At 61.8% G+C, this 14964-nt stretch carries 13 protein-coding genes; 3 read left to right on the forward strand and 10 right to left on the reverse strand.

Features of this window, described 5'->3' with window-relative positions; genetic code table 11:
- Positions 1-2: 2 nt before the first annotated feature.
- Positions 3-1139, reverse strand: a complete 1137-nt coding sequence (locus tag GEV38_RS24555) for a branched-chain amino acid ABC transporter substrate-binding protein (protein WP_015271988.1) — start codon at positions 1137-1139, stop codon at positions 3-5.
- Positions 1140-1663: 524 nt separating this feature from the next.
- On the opposite strand from GEV38_RS24555, the gene pncB reads away from it, so the two are divergent.
- Positions 1664-2869: a nicotinate phosphoribosyltransferase gene (gene pncB / locus GEV38_RS24560; RefSeq protein WP_054572214.1), complete on the forward strand. Its 1206-nt coding sequence runs from the start codon at positions 1664-1666 to the stop codon at positions 2867-2869.
- A 3-nt stretch (positions 2870-2872) separates the two neighbouring features.
- Positions 2873-3700: an ammonia-dependent NAD(+) synthetase gene (gene nadE / locus GEV38_RS24565; RefSeq protein ID WP_013974414.1), complete on the forward strand. Its 828-nt coding sequence runs from the start codon at positions 2873-2875 to the stop codon at positions 3698-3700.
- An 80-nt stretch (positions 3701-3780) separates the two neighbouring features.
- On the opposite strand, the gene azu is transcribed toward nadE, so the two are convergent.
- Entirely contained in the window at positions 3781-4230 is a 450-nt protein-coding gene (azu, locus tag GEV38_RS24570; RefSeq protein WP_015271990.1) for an azurin, read from the reverse strand.
- A gap of 349 nt (positions 4231-4579) precedes the next feature.
- Between azu and GEV38_RS24575 the strand changes: the two genes are divergently transcribed.
- Positions 4580-5167, forward strand: coding sequence for a TIGR00730 family Rossman fold protein (locus GEV38_RS24575; protein WP_054572151.1), 588 nt, complete (start codon positions 4580-4582; stop codon positions 5165-5167).
- Between the two features lie 154 nt (positions 5168-5321).
- On the opposite strand, the gene GEV38_RS24580 is transcribed toward GEV38_RS24575, so the two are convergent.
- From GEV38_RS24580 to rnr, 8 genes are all read right to left on the reverse strand, one after another.
- Positions 5322-7622, reverse strand: a complete 2301-nt coding sequence (locus GEV38_RS24580; protein WP_013974417.1) for a YgiQ family radical SAM protein — start codon at positions 7620-7622, stop codon at positions 5322-5324.
- 116 nt (positions 7623-7738) lie between these two features.
- Positions 7739-9136 (reverse strand): replicative DNA helicase, encoded by a 1398-nt coding sequence (gene dnaB, locus GEV38_RS24585; RefSeq protein ID WP_015271992.1) that lies wholly within the window; start codon positions 9134-9136, stop codon positions 7739-7741.
- A gap of 113 nt (positions 9137-9249) precedes the next feature.
- Positions 9250-9696, reverse strand: a complete 447-nt coding sequence (gene rplI, locus GEV38_RS24590) for a 50S ribosomal protein L9 (protein WP_003249568.1) — start codon at positions 9694-9696, stop codon at positions 9250-9252.
- Positions 9697-9716: 20 nt separating this feature from the next.
- Positions 9717-10580, reverse strand: a complete 864-nt coding sequence (locus GEV38_RS24595; protein WP_003259010.1) for a hypothetical protein — start codon at positions 10578-10580, stop codon at positions 9717-9719.
- 33 nt (positions 10581-10613) lie between these two features.
- A complete protein-coding gene (gene rpsR / locus GEV38_RS24600; RefSeq protein ID WP_003249563.1) occupies positions 10614-10844 on the reverse strand; it encodes a 30S ribosomal protein S18 in 231 nt (76 codons plus the stop codon).
- 28 nt (positions 10845-10872) lie between these two features.
- The gene (gene rpsF, locus GEV38_RS24605; protein ID WP_013974420.1) at positions 10873-11298 is read right to left on the reverse strand and encodes a 30S ribosomal protein S6; all 426 of its coding nucleotides are present in this window, start codon (positions 11296-11298) and stop codon (positions 10873-10875) included.
- A gap of 306 nt (positions 11299-11604) precedes the next feature.
- Positions 11605-12351: a 23S rRNA (guanosine(2251)-2'-O)-methyltransferase RlmB gene (rlmB, locus tag GEV38_RS24610; RefSeq protein WP_003259007.1), complete on the reverse strand. Its 747-nt coding sequence runs from the start codon at positions 12349-12351 to the stop codon at positions 11605-11607.
- Complete coding sequence (gene rnr, locus GEV38_RS24615; protein ID WP_054572152.1) at positions 12348-14924, reverse strand: ribonuclease R; 2577 nt, start codon at positions 14922-14924, stop codon at positions 12348-12350. Before rnr ends, rlmB begins: the two co-directional genes overlap by 4 nt.
- Positions 14925-14964 lie beyond the last annotated feature (40 nt).

Consider the following 14964-nt stretch of genomic DNA (forward strand, 5'->3'; position numbering starts at 1 on the left):
TGTTATTTTTGTTTTTCCAGCTGGTGGTACTTGCCTTGGGCATCCCACTGGTAGACCACGTAGTCGGACACGGTCAGGTCACCCTTCGAGTCCCACTTTTTCTCGCCCATGACGGTCTGCACCGGGTTGGCCTTGAGCCACTTGGCAGCGTCCTCGCCCTTGTTCGACTTGGCGCCGTTGAACGCGGCAGCCAGGGCCTGCAGCGAGGCATAGGCGTACAGGGTGTAGCCTTCAGGTTCGGTACCGGCCTTGCGGAACTCCTCCACTACCGCCTTGCTGTCCGGGAGCAGGCGCGGGTCGGCGCCGAAGGTCATGTACACGCCATCGACGTATTGCGCGCCGCCAGCGGTGGACACCAGTTCGTCGGTGACGATGCCGTCATCGGACATGAACTTGACGTCCTTCAGGCCCTGCTCGCGCAACTGGCGTACCAGCGGGCCGGCTTCCGGGTGCAGGCCGCCGAAGTAGACAACGTCGGCACCGGTGGAACGGATCTTGGTGACCACGGCACTGAAGTCCTTCTCGCCGCGGGTCAGGCCTTCGTACAGCACCGGCTTGACGCCGCGTTTTTCCAGCTGTGCCTTGGTCGCGTCGGCCAGGCCTTGGCCGTAGGTGTCCTTGTCGTGCAACACCGCGACTTTCTTGCCCTTGAGAACGTCGACGATGTAATCGCCGGCGACGATGCCCTGCTGGTCGTCACGGCCGCACATGCGGAACATGGCGCCCAGGCCGCGCTCGGTAACCTGTGGGTTGGTGGAGCCCGGGGTGATGGCGATGACGCCAGCCTCGTCATACACCTCGGAGGCCGGGATGGTGTTGGAAGAACAGAAGTGGCCTACCACGCCGATCACCTTGTCCTGGTCGACCAGGCGGTTGGCCACGGCCACGGCCTGTTTCGGCTCGCAGGCGTCATCGCCCTTGACCAGCACGATTTTCTCGCCATTCACGCCACCGGCGGCGTTGATCTTGTCGGCCGCTGCCTGCGCACCTTTCATGTACTGCTCGCCAAACGCTGCGTTAGCCCCGGTCATCGGGCCCGCTACACCGATCTTGACGTCGGCCTGAACATACGAAGAAACACCCAGTGCCGTAGCTACGGCCAGAGCCAGGAAACCTTTCTTGTAAAACGTCTGCGACATGAGGTGGTGCTCCTAGAGTTTTTTTGGTTGGCACTACAACTTCTCAGCCCTGTGCTCAGAGCAAGGGCCGTGCCATAGGTTTTGTCTTCCGGCAAAACACACTGCGCAGGTTGCCTGCAGGCGACCGACGGCCTTTTCTTTATTGAGCGTGCAACCGTCTGCCACGCGGCAGGCGCCACCAGACGTACAGACAAGGAGCAACCGTCGAGTGCCATCATTGCAACCCTGGCAAGTGTTTACGTGCAACCACCCTGTAACAGCGGACGTCACCGAACTGCACACAGCTGGTGCGCGACTGCTACAGGCGGCACCGTTTCAAGGCTAGCTGGTGCACAAAAAAACACCTCTGTTTTGGCAGTTCCGGCCCTATCGCCGGCAAGCCAGCTCCTACAGGAACACTGCAAATTCCGGCCCTGTGGGTTACTTGTGGGCGCTGGCTTGCCGTCAATAAGGCCGTAACAGGCACAACAAGGCCAAAAAGGCTGGCACAATGTCCGCCATTCGCCGCTTCCGGAGCCCCATTGATGAGCGAGAGCGCATTCGCCGAGCGCATCGTGCACAACCTGCTCGACACCGACTTCTACAAACTCACCATGATGCAGGGCGTGCTGCACAACTACCCGGATGCCGACGTCGAATGGGAATTCCGCTGTCGCAACGGCGAGGACCTGCGCCCATACCTCGGCGAGATCCGCAACCAGCTAGAACTGCTCAGCGACCTCACCCTGGATGATGGCCAGCTGGCCTTTCTCGAACGCATCAGCTTTCTCAAGCCAGATTTCCTGCGCTTTCTGCGCCTGTTCCGCTTCAACCTGCGCTACGTACGCCTGGGGATAGAAAACGACCAGCTGTTCCTGCGCCTGAAAGGTCCATGGCTGCATGTGATCCTGTTCGAAGTGCCGCTGCTGGCGATCATCAGCGAAGTGCGCAACCGCCACCTGCACCCGCGCATGCGCCTGGCCGAGGCCCGCGACCAGCTATACCGCAAGTTCGACTGGCTGTGCGCGCATGCCAACGAAGATGAACTGGCCGAACTGCAGGTGGCCGACTTCGGCACCCGCCGGCGCTTTTCCAGCCGCGTGCAGGAAGAAGTGGTGCGCGTGCTGCGCGACGATTTCCCGGGCCGCTTCGTCGGTACCAGCAACGTCGACCTGGCATGGAAACTGGATATCAAGCCGCTGGGTACCATGGCTCATGAATGGATCATGGCCCACCAGCAACTCGGCCCGCGACTGATCGACAGCCAGATCGCCGCGCTGGACTGCTGGGTGCGCGAGTACCGCGGCCTGCTCGGTATCGCCCTGACCGACTGCATCACCATGGATGCCTTCCTTGGCGATTTCGACCTGTACTTCGCCAAGCTGTTCGACGGCCTGCGCCACGACTCGGGCGAACCGGTGGCCTGGGCGGAAAAAGCCATTGCCCATTACCAGAAACTGGGTATCGACCCGATGACCAAGACCCTGGTGTTTTCCGACGGCCTCAACCTGACCCGCTCGCTGGAAATCTTCCGAGCCCTGCGCGGTCGCATCAACGTCAGCTTTGGCATCGGCACCAACCTGACTTGTGACATCCCGGGTGTGGCCCCGATGAGCATCGTGCTTAAAATGACCGACTGCAACGGCGCACCGGTAGCCAAGATCTCGGACGAAGCCGCCAAGACCCAATGCCGCGACGAGAACTTCGTCGCCTACATGCGCCATGTATTCAAAGTCCCCAGCAAGGAGTAACCCATGCAAGCGGTTCAGCAAGAGATTGCCCAGGCGCTGAAGGTACAGCCGCCGTTCGCCGACGCCGCCGCGCTCGAGGCCGAAGTCGCCCGGCGCGTGGCGTTCATCAAGGATTGCCTGGCCAACGCCCGGCTCAAGACCCTGGTGCTGGGCATCAGCGGCGGCGTCGACTCACTGACCGCCGCCCTGCTCGCTCAGCGCGCCATCAACGAGCTGCGCGCCGAAACCGGTGACAAGGCCTACACCTTCATCGCCGTACGCCTGCCGTACCAGGTCCAGCATGACGAGCATGACGCCCAGGCGTGCCTGGAAGTGATCAAGGCCGACGAAGTGCACACCGTGGATATCGCCCCGGCAGTACGGGCGCTTGCGGCTGAAGTGGTGGAGTTGAAGAACGGCTCGCCGACGCTGGTGGACTTCGTGGTCGGCAACGTCAAGGCACGCACCCGCATGGTCGCCCAGTACACCATCGCCGGTGCCCGCGCAGGCCTGGTGATCGGCACCGACCACGCCGCCGAGGCAGTGATGGGCTTCTTTACCAAGTTCGGTGATGGTGCCTGCGACCTGGCGCCGCTGAGCGGGCTGGTGAAGAACCAGGTGCGGGCGATTGCGCGCAGCTTCGGTGCGCCGGAGTCACTGGTGGAGAAGGTGCCGACTGCGGACCTGGAAGACCTGGCACCGGGCAAGCCGGACGAAGCCTCCCATGGCGTGACCTACCAGCAGATCGATGCCTTCCTGCATGGGCAGCCGGTTGACCAGGAAGCGTTCGATATCATCGTCGCTACCTACCGCAAGACCCAGCACAAGCGCGAACTGCCGTTCGCCCCTTGATCAGGCTGTAGAAAGACCTGTGGGAGCGGGTTCATCGGGGCGCCGAACCCGCTCCCACAGGGTTCACCGTCAGCCTTTGATTACTTGACGACGACCTTGCCCTTCATCATCGAGATGTGGCCCGGGAAGGTGCAGAAGAAGCTGTAGTCGCCACCGGCTTCCAGCTTGGTAGCATCGAACTTCACCTCGGTCTCCTTCTCAGGAGCACCAATCATCTTGGTGTGGGCGATGATCGCGGCGTTGTCAGCCTTGATGTAGTCCTTTTCCAGACCCTGGCTCATGCCTTCGGTGGCAATGCCCTGCATATCGGCAGTCTTGCTGATCACCAGGTTGTGGCCCATGACGTTCTTCGGCAGGTTACCGGAGTGGGTCAGTTTGACGGTGAATTCCTTGCAGCTCTTGTCGACGGTGATTTCCTTGGTGTTGTAGGACATCTGGTCGGTGGAGTCGACAGTCACCGAGCACTCGGCTGCGAAGACAGAAGCGCTGGCGAGGGTCAGCAGGGATACCGCTACAGCTTTCGCAAACATCATGAATCTCCTTGGCAGGGTTTTATCAATTGCGAGACTGCCTGAAACCGTTCAGCCCCTTGCTGATATGGGTCAAGGGGCTGTCAAGAGGCCAGCCAGTAGAATTGTTCAATGGATTGTATACAACCAATTCAAGGGCACATCATGCCCTTTTATTGGACGATGGGACAACCTCTCATTTAGGAGCAATACGAAATGACCCTTGGTAGCCTGATGAACAGCCTGCTGGCGGCCTACGCCCATGGAGCGACCGGCGCCATCTGCGAATTCTCCCGACCGGAGTGAAACCAGCCTTGGAACTGTAGGACATGGGCCTTACCCTGTCAGCCTGAGTGACTGGAGATGAGCAATGCCCGTACGTTCCGTTTGTGTGTTCTGCGGCGCCAGCATTGGTGCCAACCCCGCTTACCGTGAAGCGGCCATCGCGCTGGGCCAGGCGATAGCCCGTCGCGGCCTGACCCTGGTCTATGGCGGCGGCGCAGTTGGCCTGATGGGCACCGTCGCTGACGCGGCCATGGCGGCCGGTGGCGAAGTGATCGGAATCATCCCCGAGAGCCTGATGAATGCCGAAATCGGCCACAAGGGCCTCAGCCGCCTGGAAGTGGTCGACGGCATGCACGCGCGCAAGGCACGCATGGCCGAACTGAGCGACGCCTTTATCGCCCTGCCCGGTGGGCTGGGTACGCTGGAGGAGTTGTTCGAGGTATGGACCTGGGGGCAATTGGGCTATCACGCCAAGCCGCTGGGGCTACTGGATGTGAACGGTTTCTACGAGAAGCTGGGCGGGTTCCTCGACCATATCGTCGAAGAAGGCTTCGTGCGGCAGCAGCATCGGGCGATGTTGCTGCTGGGGCAGCAGCCCGATGAGCTGCTGGACGGGATGGACAGCTTTGTTGCGCCGGTGGCGCCGAAGTGGGTCGACAAGAAGCCTGACTGAAGCTGAGATTTTTAGGACCGCTTTGCGGTCCATCGCGACACAAGGCCGCTCCTACACCGACCGCGAGCCCCCCGGAATTGTCGGGTTTGCACGGTCATTGTAGGAGCGGCCTTGTGTCGCGATGGGCTGCAAAGCAGCCCCAAGAATCGCCCAGTTAACGCGGGATCACTGGCTGACGCGGCTTCTTGTTGCCTTTGCCACCCTTGGCCGCTTCCTTGCGCTCCTTGGCCGCCTGCTGGTTACGCGCAAACGCTTCGGCCTTGGCTTTTTCACGCTTGTCCCACGGTTTGCTGCCATCACTGCCACGCGGCGGCAGGCCGGTGTGCTGGGTAAGGACCTTCTGCTCCTTGCCCACCTTGTGGCTACCCGCCGGGGTCGAGTTCTTGCGGCGCGCACTCTGGTAGGTATCGGTCTGCGGCTGGTGCAGCGGGATCAGCTGGTGCTTGCCCGGCCCGATCAGGTCGGCACGGCCCATGCGCTGCAGCGCCTCACGCAGCATCGGCCAGCCCTTCGGATCGTGGTAACGCAAGAACGCCTTGTGCAGACGACGCTGCTCCTCGCTCTTGACGATCTCCACACCTTCGCTCTTGTAGGTCACCTTGCGCAGCGGGTTCTTGCCCGAGTGGTACATGGCCGTGGCCGAAGCCATCGGCGACGGGTAAAACGCCTGCACCTGGTCGGCACGGAAGCCGTTGCCCTTCAGCCACAGGGCCAGGTTCATCATGTCTTCGTCGGTGGTGCCTGGGTGGGCGGCGATGAAGTACGGGATCAGATACTGCTCCTTGCCCGCCTCTTTCGAGAACTTCTCGAACATGCGCTTGAAGCGGTCATAGGTGCCAATACCCGGCTTCATCATCTTGTCCAGCGGGCCACGCTCGGTGTGCTCAGGGGCAATCTTCAGGTAACCACCGACATGGTGGGTGACCAGCTCCTTGACGTACTCCGGCGACTCCACCGCCAGGTCATAACGCAGGCCAGAGGCAATCAGGATCTTCTTCACACCCGGCAGGGCACGAGCCTTGCGGTACAGCTCGATCAGCGAGCTGTGGTCGGTGTTGAGGTTTTCGCAGATGCCCGGGAATACGCACGACGGCTTGCGGCAGTGCTTCTCGATGTCATGGCTCTTGCAGGCGATGCGGTACATGTTGGCAGTCGGGCCGCCAAGGTCGGAGACCACGCCGGTGAAGCCCGGCACCTTGTCACGCATCTCTTCGATTTCGTGCAGGATCGACTCGTGCGAGCGGTTCTGGATGATGCGGCCTTCGTGCTCGGTGATCGAGCAGAAGGTGCAGCCACCGAAGCAGCCACGCATGATGTTCACCGAGAAGCGGATCATCTCGTAGGCCGGAATGCGCTCCTTGCCGTAGGCCGGGTGCGGCACACGGGCATAGGGCATGCCGAACACGTAGTCCATTTCCTCGGTGCTCATGGGGATGGGTGGCGGGTTGAACCACACATCCACTTCGCCATGCTTCTGTACCAGGGCGCGGGCGTTGCCCGGGTTGGTCTCCAGGTGCAGCACCCGGTTGGCATGGGCATAGAGTACCGGGTCGTTACGCACCTTTTCGAACGACGGCAGGCGGATCACCGACTTTTCCCGGGTCATGCTCGGGCTGTCGAGAATCTGTACGACCTTGGCTTCGTTCGGGTCCTCCTGGTCGCCCTTGGCCTGCTCGATGGCACAGGCCTGGGTGTCCTGGGTATTCACGTACGGGTTGATGATCTTGTCGACGCGGCCCGGGCGGTCGATGCGGGTCGAATCGATCTCGTACCAGCCCTGAGGCGTGTCGCGACGCACGAAAGCAGTGCCGCGCACATCGGTGATGGTCTCGATCTTCTCGCCGTTGGACAGGCGCTGGGCCACCTCGACCACCGCGCGCTCGGCGTTGCCGAACAGCAGGATGTCGGCGCTGGCGTCGATAAGGATCGAGTGGCGGACCTTGTCCTGCCAGTAGTCGTAGTGGGCGATGCGGCGCAGCGAAGCCTCGATACCGCCCAGTACGATCGGCACGTGCTTGTAGGCTTCCTTGCAGCGCTGGCTGTACACCAGGCTGGCACGGTCCGGACGCTTGCCGGCCAGGCCACCAGGGGTGTAGGCGTCGTCGGAACGGATCTTCTTGTCCGCGGTGTAGCGGTTGATCATCGAGTCCATGTTGCCCGCGGCCACACCGAAGAACAGGTTCGGTTCGCCGAGCTTCATGAAGTCGTCTTTCGACTGCCAGTTCGGCTGGGCGATGATGCCCACGCGGAAGCCCTGGGCCTCCAGCAGGCGGCCGATGATGGCCATGCCGAACGACGGGTGGTCGACGTAGGCATCACCGGTCACAATGATGATGTCGCAGGAATCCCAGCCGAGCAGATCCATCTCCTCCCTGCTCATCGGCAGGAAAGGTGCTGGCCCGAAGCATTCGGCCCAGTACTTGGGATAGTCGTAGAGTGGTTTGGCTGCTTGCATGTCAGTGACCGGTTCTGGTGTGCAGGGAAATCGCGGGCGCGGAATATAGCACAAATTTTGACCAAATCCGACGATGGTTGTCGGATTCATGGCTTGCCGGCGATGAGGCCGGTGGCTTATTCGTCGTCGTCGAAGTTGTACATGCCCGGCGCAAGGTTCTCGAAGCGGGTGTACTTGCCGATGAACGCCAGGCGCACGAAGCCGATGGGGCCGTTACGCTGCTTACCGATGATGATTTCCGCCACGCCCTTGTGCTCGGTCTCAGGGTGGTACACCTCATCGCGGTAGACGAACATGATCACGTCGGCGTCCTGCTCGATCGCACCGGATTCACGCAAGTCAGAGTTCACCGGGCGTTTGTTCGGGCGCTGTTCCAGGGAGCGGTTCAGCTGCGACAGGGCGATGACCGGGCAGTTGAATTCCTTGGCCAAAGCCTTGAGCGAGCGGGAGATCTCGGAAATCTCGTTGGTCCGGTTGTCACCGGCCGAACCCGGGATCTGCATCAGCTGCAGGTAGTCGACCATGATCATGGCGATTTCGCCGTGCTCGCGGGCCAGGCGACGGGTACGCGCGCGCATTTCAGAGGGGCTGATACCGGCAGTATCGTCGATGAAAAGCTTGCGGTCGTTGAGCAGGTTCACAGCCGAGGTCAGGCGCGGCCAGTCATCGTCGTCCAGCTGGCCGGAACGCACCTTGGTCTGGTCGATACGGCCAAGGGACGAGAGCATACGCATGATCAGCGATTCACCTGGCATCTCGAGGGAGAACACCAGTACCGCCTTGTCGGTACGCAGTACGGCGTTTTCCACCAGGTTCATGGCGAAAGTGGTCTTACCCATCGACGGTCGGCCGGCGACGATGATCAGGTCGGCTGGCTGCAGGCCGCTGGTCTTCTCGTCGAGGTCGGTGAAACCGGTCGATACGCCGGTGATGTCACTGTCGGAGTTGAACAGCGTGTCGATGCGGTCGATGGCCATGGTCAACAGTTCGTTGACCCCCACCGGGCCGCCGGTTTTCGGGCGAGCCTCGGCAATCTGGAAGATCTGCCGCTCGGCGTCGTCGAGAATTTCTTCGGCGTTGCGCCCTTGCGGGTTGAACGCGTTGTCGGCGATATCGGTACTGATGCTGATCAGCTGGCGCAGGGTGGCGCGCTCGCGAATGATCGCGGCGTAGGCCTTGATGTTGGCCACCGACGGGGTGTTCTTGGCCAGCTCGGCCAGGTACGCCAACCCACCGACTTGCGAAGAAAGGCCTTCCTTGTCCAACTGCTCGTGCAGGGTCACCACGTCGAATGGCTGGTTGGCGTCGGCCAACTTGTGCACGGCACGGAAGATCAGGCGGTGGTCATGCCGGTAGAAGTCGCCATCCGATACCTGGTCCAGCACCCGCTCCCAGGCGTTGTTGTCCAGCATCAGGCCACCGAGCACGGCCTGCTCGGCCTCGATGGAATGCGGCGGCACCTTCAGGGCTGCGGTTTGCAGGTCAAGCTGTTCGGAAGTGGTGATCTCGTTCATGGCCACGAAAGAATTCTGGAGGATGAAAAAGACAAAGGGCACGGCCTGTCGAAAACAGGACCGTGCCCGATGTTAACCGCCTGCCCCACAAGGAGCCAGACAGTCAGCGCAGCTTAGGCAGCTACGACGACCACGCGTACGGTGGCTTCAACGTCGCTGTGCAGGTGCACGGCTACGTCGTATTCGCCAACCTGACGGATGGTGCCGTTCGGCAGACGAACTTCAGCCTTGGCCACTTCAACGCCGGAGGCGGTCAGGGCGTCAGCGATGTCGTGGGTGCCGATCGAACCGAACAGCTTGCCTTCGTCGCCAGCGGTGGCAGTGATGGTCACTTCCAGCTCGGCCAGTTGGGCAGCGCGGCTTTCAGCCGAAGCTTTCTTGTCAGCAGCTGCTTTTTCCAGCTCGGCGCGACGCTCTTCGAACGCAGCCAGGTTGGCGGCGTTGGCAACGGTGGCCTTGCCGAATGGCAGCAGGAAGTTACGGCCGTAACCAGCCTTAACCTTTACTTTGTCGCCCAGGTTGCCCAGGTTAGCGACTTTTTCCAGCAGGATCAGTTCCATTTGGTAAAACCTCTTAACTTTTAACCTTCACCGTTCGCGGAGTCATTCCCCTTGGGGGACTTGCGACCGCGAAAATCAATCAGGCTGTCGACAATGGCCAGAACCACCAGCAACGGATAAATCAGCTGCATGATCAGCGGCAGCGTCACGTACATGCCCACCAGCCAGAAACCGGCCAGTCGACCCTGTGCCACCAGCCCATGCATCAAGGCGATGCCGGCCAGCACCAGTACCAGGCTCGAGGCCGATGCCAGGACGATGAACTGCGGCCCGATGAACGGGGCCACCACCATCACTGCCACCAAGACCGCCATGGTCTGTTTCGGCAACTTCAGGGCGCGAAACTCGCGACCGAAGCCTCCAGGGTTGTACAACGCTGCCTGCCAGTAGCGCGCCAGCACCAAGGCCAGCACACTGAACAATTGCACCGTCACTGCTGTGGAAGCGACCAGCACAGGGCGGATCAGCTCACCGGAGAGCACCGGCTGCCCCTCGATTTTCGGCATGGCTTCGGCAAAGGCCTTGGCCAGTACATCGAAGGTTTGCGCCAGCGCCAGATCGAGCACGAGGCTGAAAGCCACGGCGAACACGGCACTGACCAGCAACACCCGGCTCCAGGGATGCTCGGCGCGCAACAGCGCAGCCAGGCCCAGGGCACCCGCGATCACCAGAAAGGTGATGGGATCGCCCATGACCCACACGGCCAGCCCGGCCAGCAGGCCGCCGGCGATGACCGTTGTAGCATCCTTGAACCCACGCCGCAGCAGCACAAGGCTGCCGGCAGCGGCACTCAACCAGAACAGCAGCGGCAGTACCGCGCTGATGACCACCACCAGGGTGGCCTGCACACGACCGCGCATGATGAAACTTGCTAACGCTCGCATGCTAATCCCTTACTGCTTGTCGACGACCCGGTCTCAGCGGCCGTGGCTGTCGGTGTAGGGCAGCAGGGCCAGGAAGCGGGCGCGCTTGATAGCGGTAGCCAGCTGACGCTGATAACGAGCTTTGGTACCGGTGATACGGCTTGGAACGATCTTGCCGGTTTCGGATACGTAAGCTTTCAGGGTGTTGAGATCTTTGAAGTCGATCTCTTTCACGTCTTCAGCAGTGAAGCGGCAGAATTTACGACGACGGAAGAAACGTGCCATTTAATAGGCTCCTCTAAAGGTCCGTGGATTACTCGTCAGCGTTATCGCTGGAGTCGCTGTCATTGCTGTCGTCGCCGTCGGCGGATTCAGCATGCTCAGGACGCTCACGACGCTCACGGCGCTCGCTGCGGTTTTCTTCAGCCTTCAGCATCTCGGACTGGCCGGTAACGGCTTCGTCACGACGGATGACCAGGTTACGGATAACGGCATCGTTGTAGCGGAAGTTGTCTTCCAGCTCGGCCAGGGCCTTGCCGGTGCACTCAACGTTCAGCATCACGTAGTGAGCCTTGTGAACATTGTTGATTGCGTAGGCCAGTTGACGACGGCCCCAGTCTTCCAGGCGGTGGATCTTGCCACCATCTTCTTCGATCAGCTTGGTGTAACGCTCAACCATGCCGCCGACTTGCTCGCTCTGGTCCGGGTGAACCAGGAAGATGATTTCGTAATGACGCATGAATGCTCCTTACGGGTTAGTAGTCTGCCAGCGAATCTGGTCAGACAAGGAGTGAATGACACTGTATGTCTTGCACGGAGGGGAGGCACATGCGCGCCTGCCAGCTCGGCAAGGGGCGCAATTGTAGAGAAGGCGAGGCGTACAAGCAAGGTGATTGGTGAATATTTGAACAGCCTGAAACACATTATTCCTGCACTGGCCCTATCGCCGGCAAGCCAGCTCCCACAGGATCGCCACAGGTGCTGAACCTTGTGGTGCACCTGTGGGAGCCGGCTTGCCGGCGATAGGGCCGGTACAGGCCGAAGATCAGCGCTTGGCCTGACGCTGACGCACAGCCTCGAACAGGCACACGCCAGTCGCCACCGACACGTTCAGGCTGCTGACACTACCGCCCATCGGCAACTTCACCAGGAAATCGCAATGCTCGCGGGTCAGCCGGCGCATGCCCTTGCCTTCCGCGCCCATGATCATCACCAGCGGCCCGGTCAGGTCCTGCTGATAGATCTCCTGCTCGGCCTCGCCGGCGGTACCTACCACCCACAGGCCACGCTGCTGCAGTTTCTCCAGGGTACGCGCCAGGTTGGTCACGGCCACCAGCGGAATCACCTCCGCAGCGCCACAGGCCACCTTGCGCACGACCGGTGTCAGGGTTGCAGACTTGTCCTTGGGCACCACCACTGCCGTGGCGCCGGCGGCATCGGCGGTACGCAGGCAGGCGCCAAGGTTGTGCGGGTCGGTCACACCGTCCAGCACCAGGATCAGCGGTGGTGTTTCGGTGCGTTCGAGCAATTCCTCGAGCATCAATTCGCCCCAGACCTGGCTCGGGCTCACCTCGGCGACCACACCCTGGTGCACGCCTTCTACCCAGGCATCCATCTCACGACGCTCGGCCTGGCCGACCGCCACGCGATTTTCCGCAGCCAACGCCAGCAACGCCTGCAGGCGAGGCTCGCTGCGCCCTTCCGACAGCCAGATCTGCTTGACCCGCTTCGGATGGTGCTGCAGCAATGCCTGCACGGCGTGCACGCCGTAGATCTTTTCCAGCTGACTCATGACTTGCTCTTGCTCTTGCGTGGCGCGCCGGACTTCGACGGGCCTTTACGGTGCTTGGTCGGCTTGCCGGAGGCCTTGCTGCCCTTTTCCGACTTACTGCTGGCATGGCCGCCACTGCGCGCCTCGCTCATCAGTGCCTTCTTCATTTCGCGGCTCTTGCGCACTTCGGCGTTACGCTGCACAGCGTCTTTCGGGAAGTACGCCTCGGCGGTCTCGCTCTTGCGGCTGCGCGGCTTCGGTGTGGCCTTGGCCTCGACCGGGGCCTGCTCGGCCTGGCCGGCAGCCGGTGCGGCACCACGCTGCTTGCGGCCGATCGGGGCGGCGAGGGTCTTTTCCGACACTTCGAAGTCGATCTTGCGTTCGTCCAGGTCGACGCGCATGACCTTGACCTCGATCGTGTCGCCCAGTCGGAAGCTGCGACCGGTACGCTCGCCAGACAGGCGGTGGTGCACCGGGTCGAAGTGGTAGTAGTCGCCCGGCAGCGCACTGACGTGCACCAGGCCTTCCACATAGATATCGGTCAGCTCGACGAACAGGCCGAAACCGGTTACCGCAGTGATCACACCCGGGAAGGTTTCGCCGACGCGGTCCTTCATGAACTCGCACTTGAGCCAGTTGACCACGTCACGGGTGGCTTCATCGGCCCGGCGCTCGGTCATCGAGCACTGCTCGCCGAGCTGCTCGAGAGTGTTCTCGTCGTACGGGTAGATACGCGCCTTGGGAATGCTCATGGCGCCAGCACGCTTGACGTGCGGGGTGTCGACCCTGGAACGGATGATGCTGCGGATGGCGCGGTGCACCAGCAGGTCCGGGTAGCGACGGATCGGCGAGGTGAAGTGGGTGTACGCCTCGTAGTTCAGGCCGAAGTGGCCGTTGTTGTCGGTGCTGTACACCGCCTGGCTCAACGAACGCAGCATCACGGTCTGGATCAGGTGGAAGTCCGGGCGCCCGGCGATGCTCGCCAGCAGTGCCTGGTAATCCTTCGGCGACGGGTCCTTGCCCTTGTGCAGGGTCAGGCCCAGTTCGCCCAGGAAGGCGCGCAGCTTTTCCAGACGCTCCGGCGGCGGGCCGTCGTGCACGCGGTACAGGGCCGGCACGCCATGCTTCTGCAGGAATTCGGCGGTGGCCACGTTGGCCGCCAGCATGCATTCCTCGATCAGCTTATGGGCGTCGTTGCGCACGGTCGGGCGGATTTCCGCGATCTTGCGCTCGTCACCGAAGATGATGCGGGTTTCCTGGGTCTCGAAGTCGATCGCGCCACGGGTGTGACGGGCCTCCACCAGCACCTTGTACAAGTTGTACAGGTTCTTCAGGTCCGGCACGACTGCCTTGTACTCCTCGCGCAGCGCCTTGCCCTCACGGGTGCGGGAGTGCTCGAGCATGCTGCTGACCTTGTTGTAGGTCAGGCGGGCGTGGGAGTGGATGACGCCTTCGTAGAACTGGTAGTCGACCATCTGGCCGGCTTTGTTAATGGTCATTTCGCAGACCATGGCCAGGCGATCGACATGCGGGTTCAGCGAGCACAGGCCGTTGGACAGCTCTTCGGGGAGCATCGGTACCACGCGCTCGGGGAAGTACACCGAGTTACCGCGCTGCTGGGCCTCGACGTCCAGGGCCGAGCCCAGGCGAACGTAGCTGGACACATCGGCAATGGCCACATACAGGCGCCAGCCACCGGAGAACAGGCGCAGCTTGCCCAGCGGTTCGCAATAGACCGCGTCGTCGAAGTCGCGGGCGTCCTCGCCGTCGATGGTGACGAACGGCAGGTGGCGCAGGTCGACGCGCTTCTCCTTGTCCTTCTCTTCGACTTCGGAGCGGAACTTGCGCGCCTCCTTGATCACCTCTTTGGGCCAGACGTGCGGGATATCGTAGCTGCGCAGCGCAACGTCGATTTCCATGCCCGGCGCCATGTAGTTGCCGATGACCTCGACCACATCGCCTTGCGGCTGGAAGCGCGGCGTCGGCCAGTGGGTGATCTTGATCTCGACGAACTGGCCGATCTTGGCCCCGCCGTTACGCCCGGCGGTGACCAGCACTTCCTGCTGGATCTTCGGGTTGTCCGGGGTAACGTAGCCGATACCGCCTTCTTCGAAGTAACGGCCGACCACGCTTTCGTGGGCGCGGGAGATGATTTCGACCAGCACGCCTTCACGGCGGCCACGGCGGTCGACGCCAGAGACGCGGGCCAGGCCGCGGTCACCGTCGAACACCAGGCGCATTTGCGACGGGCTGAGGAACAGATCTTCGCTGCCGTCGTCCGGAATAAGGAAGCCGAAGCCGTCGCGGTGACCGGAGACGCGGCCGCAGATCAGGTCCAGCTTGTCTACCGGGGCATAAGTGCCGCGCCGGGTATAGATAAGCTGGCCATCGCGCTCCATGGCACGCAGGCGGCGGCGCAGGGCTTCGATCTGGTCTTCGTCGTAAAGACCGAACTCGGCCGCCAGCTCCTCGCGTGCGGCCGGTTCGCCACGGTCGGCGAGGCGCTGCAGGATCAGCTCACGGCTGGGAATAGGGTTGTCGTATTTTTCCGCTTCGCGAGCGGCCTCGGGATCGAGGGATTGCCAATCGGCCATCAGAAGGGGTTCACCTTGGGGTATATAGATAGGAATTCTG

This window comes from Pseudomonas sp. 13159349, from assembly GCF_013305685.1.
GTDB classification, from domain to species: domain Bacteria; phylum Pseudomonadota; class Gammaproteobacteria; order Pseudomonadales; family Pseudomonadaceae; genus Aquipseudomonas; species Aquipseudomonas asiatica.

Excerpts from the sequence above, each read along its gene's own strand:
- GEV38_RS24555 (WP_015271988.1), bottom strand. The coding sequence starts at position 1,139 with ATGTCGCAGACGTTTTACAAGAAAGGTTTCCTGGCTCTGGCCGTAGCT.
- pncB (WP_054572214.1), top strand. The coding sequence starts at position 1,664 with ATGAGCGAGAGCGCATTCGCCGAGCGCATCGTGCACAACCTGCTCGAC.
- nadE (WP_013974414.1), top strand. The coding sequence starts at position 2,873 with ATGCAAGCGGTTCAGCAAGAGATTGCCCAGGCGCTGAAGGTACAGCCG.
- azu (WP_015271990.1), bottom strand. The coding sequence starts at position 4,230 with ATGTTTGCGAAAGCTGTAGCGGTATCCCTGCTGACCCTCGCCAGCGCT.
- GEV38_RS24575 (WP_054572151.1), top strand. The coding sequence starts at position 4,580 with ATGCCCGTACGTTCCGTTTGTGTGTTCTGCGGCGCCAGCATTGGTGCC.
- GEV38_RS24580 (WP_013974417.1), bottom strand. The coding sequence starts at position 7,622 with ATGCAAGCAGCCAAACCACTCTACGACTATCCCAAGTACTGGGCCGAA.
- dnaB (WP_015271992.1), bottom strand. The coding sequence starts at position 9,136 with ATGAACGAGATCACCACTTCCGAACAGCTTGACCTGCAAACCGCAGCC.
- rplI (WP_003249568.1), bottom strand. The coding sequence starts at position 9,696 with ATGGAACTGATCCTGCTGGAAAAAGTCGCTAACCTGGGCAACCTGGGC.
- GEV38_RS24595 (WP_003259010.1), bottom strand. The coding sequence starts at position 10,580 with ATGCGAGCGTTAGCAAGTTTCATCATGCGCGGTCGTGTGCAGGCCACC.
- rpsR (WP_003249563.1), bottom strand. The coding sequence starts at position 10,844 with ATGGCACGTTTCTTCCGTCGTCGTAAATTCTGCCGCTTCACTGCTGAA.
- rpsF (WP_013974420.1), bottom strand. The coding sequence starts at position 11,298 with ATGCGTCATTACGAAATCATCTTCCTGGTTCACCCGGACCAGAGCGAG.
- rlmB (WP_003259007.1), bottom strand. The coding sequence starts at position 12,351 with ATGAGTCAGCTGGAAAAGATCTACGGCGTGCACGCCGTGCAGGCATTG.
- rnr (WP_054572152.1), bottom strand. The coding sequence starts at position 14,924 with ATGGCCGATTGGCAATCCCTCGATCCCGAGGCCGCTCGCGAAGCGGAA.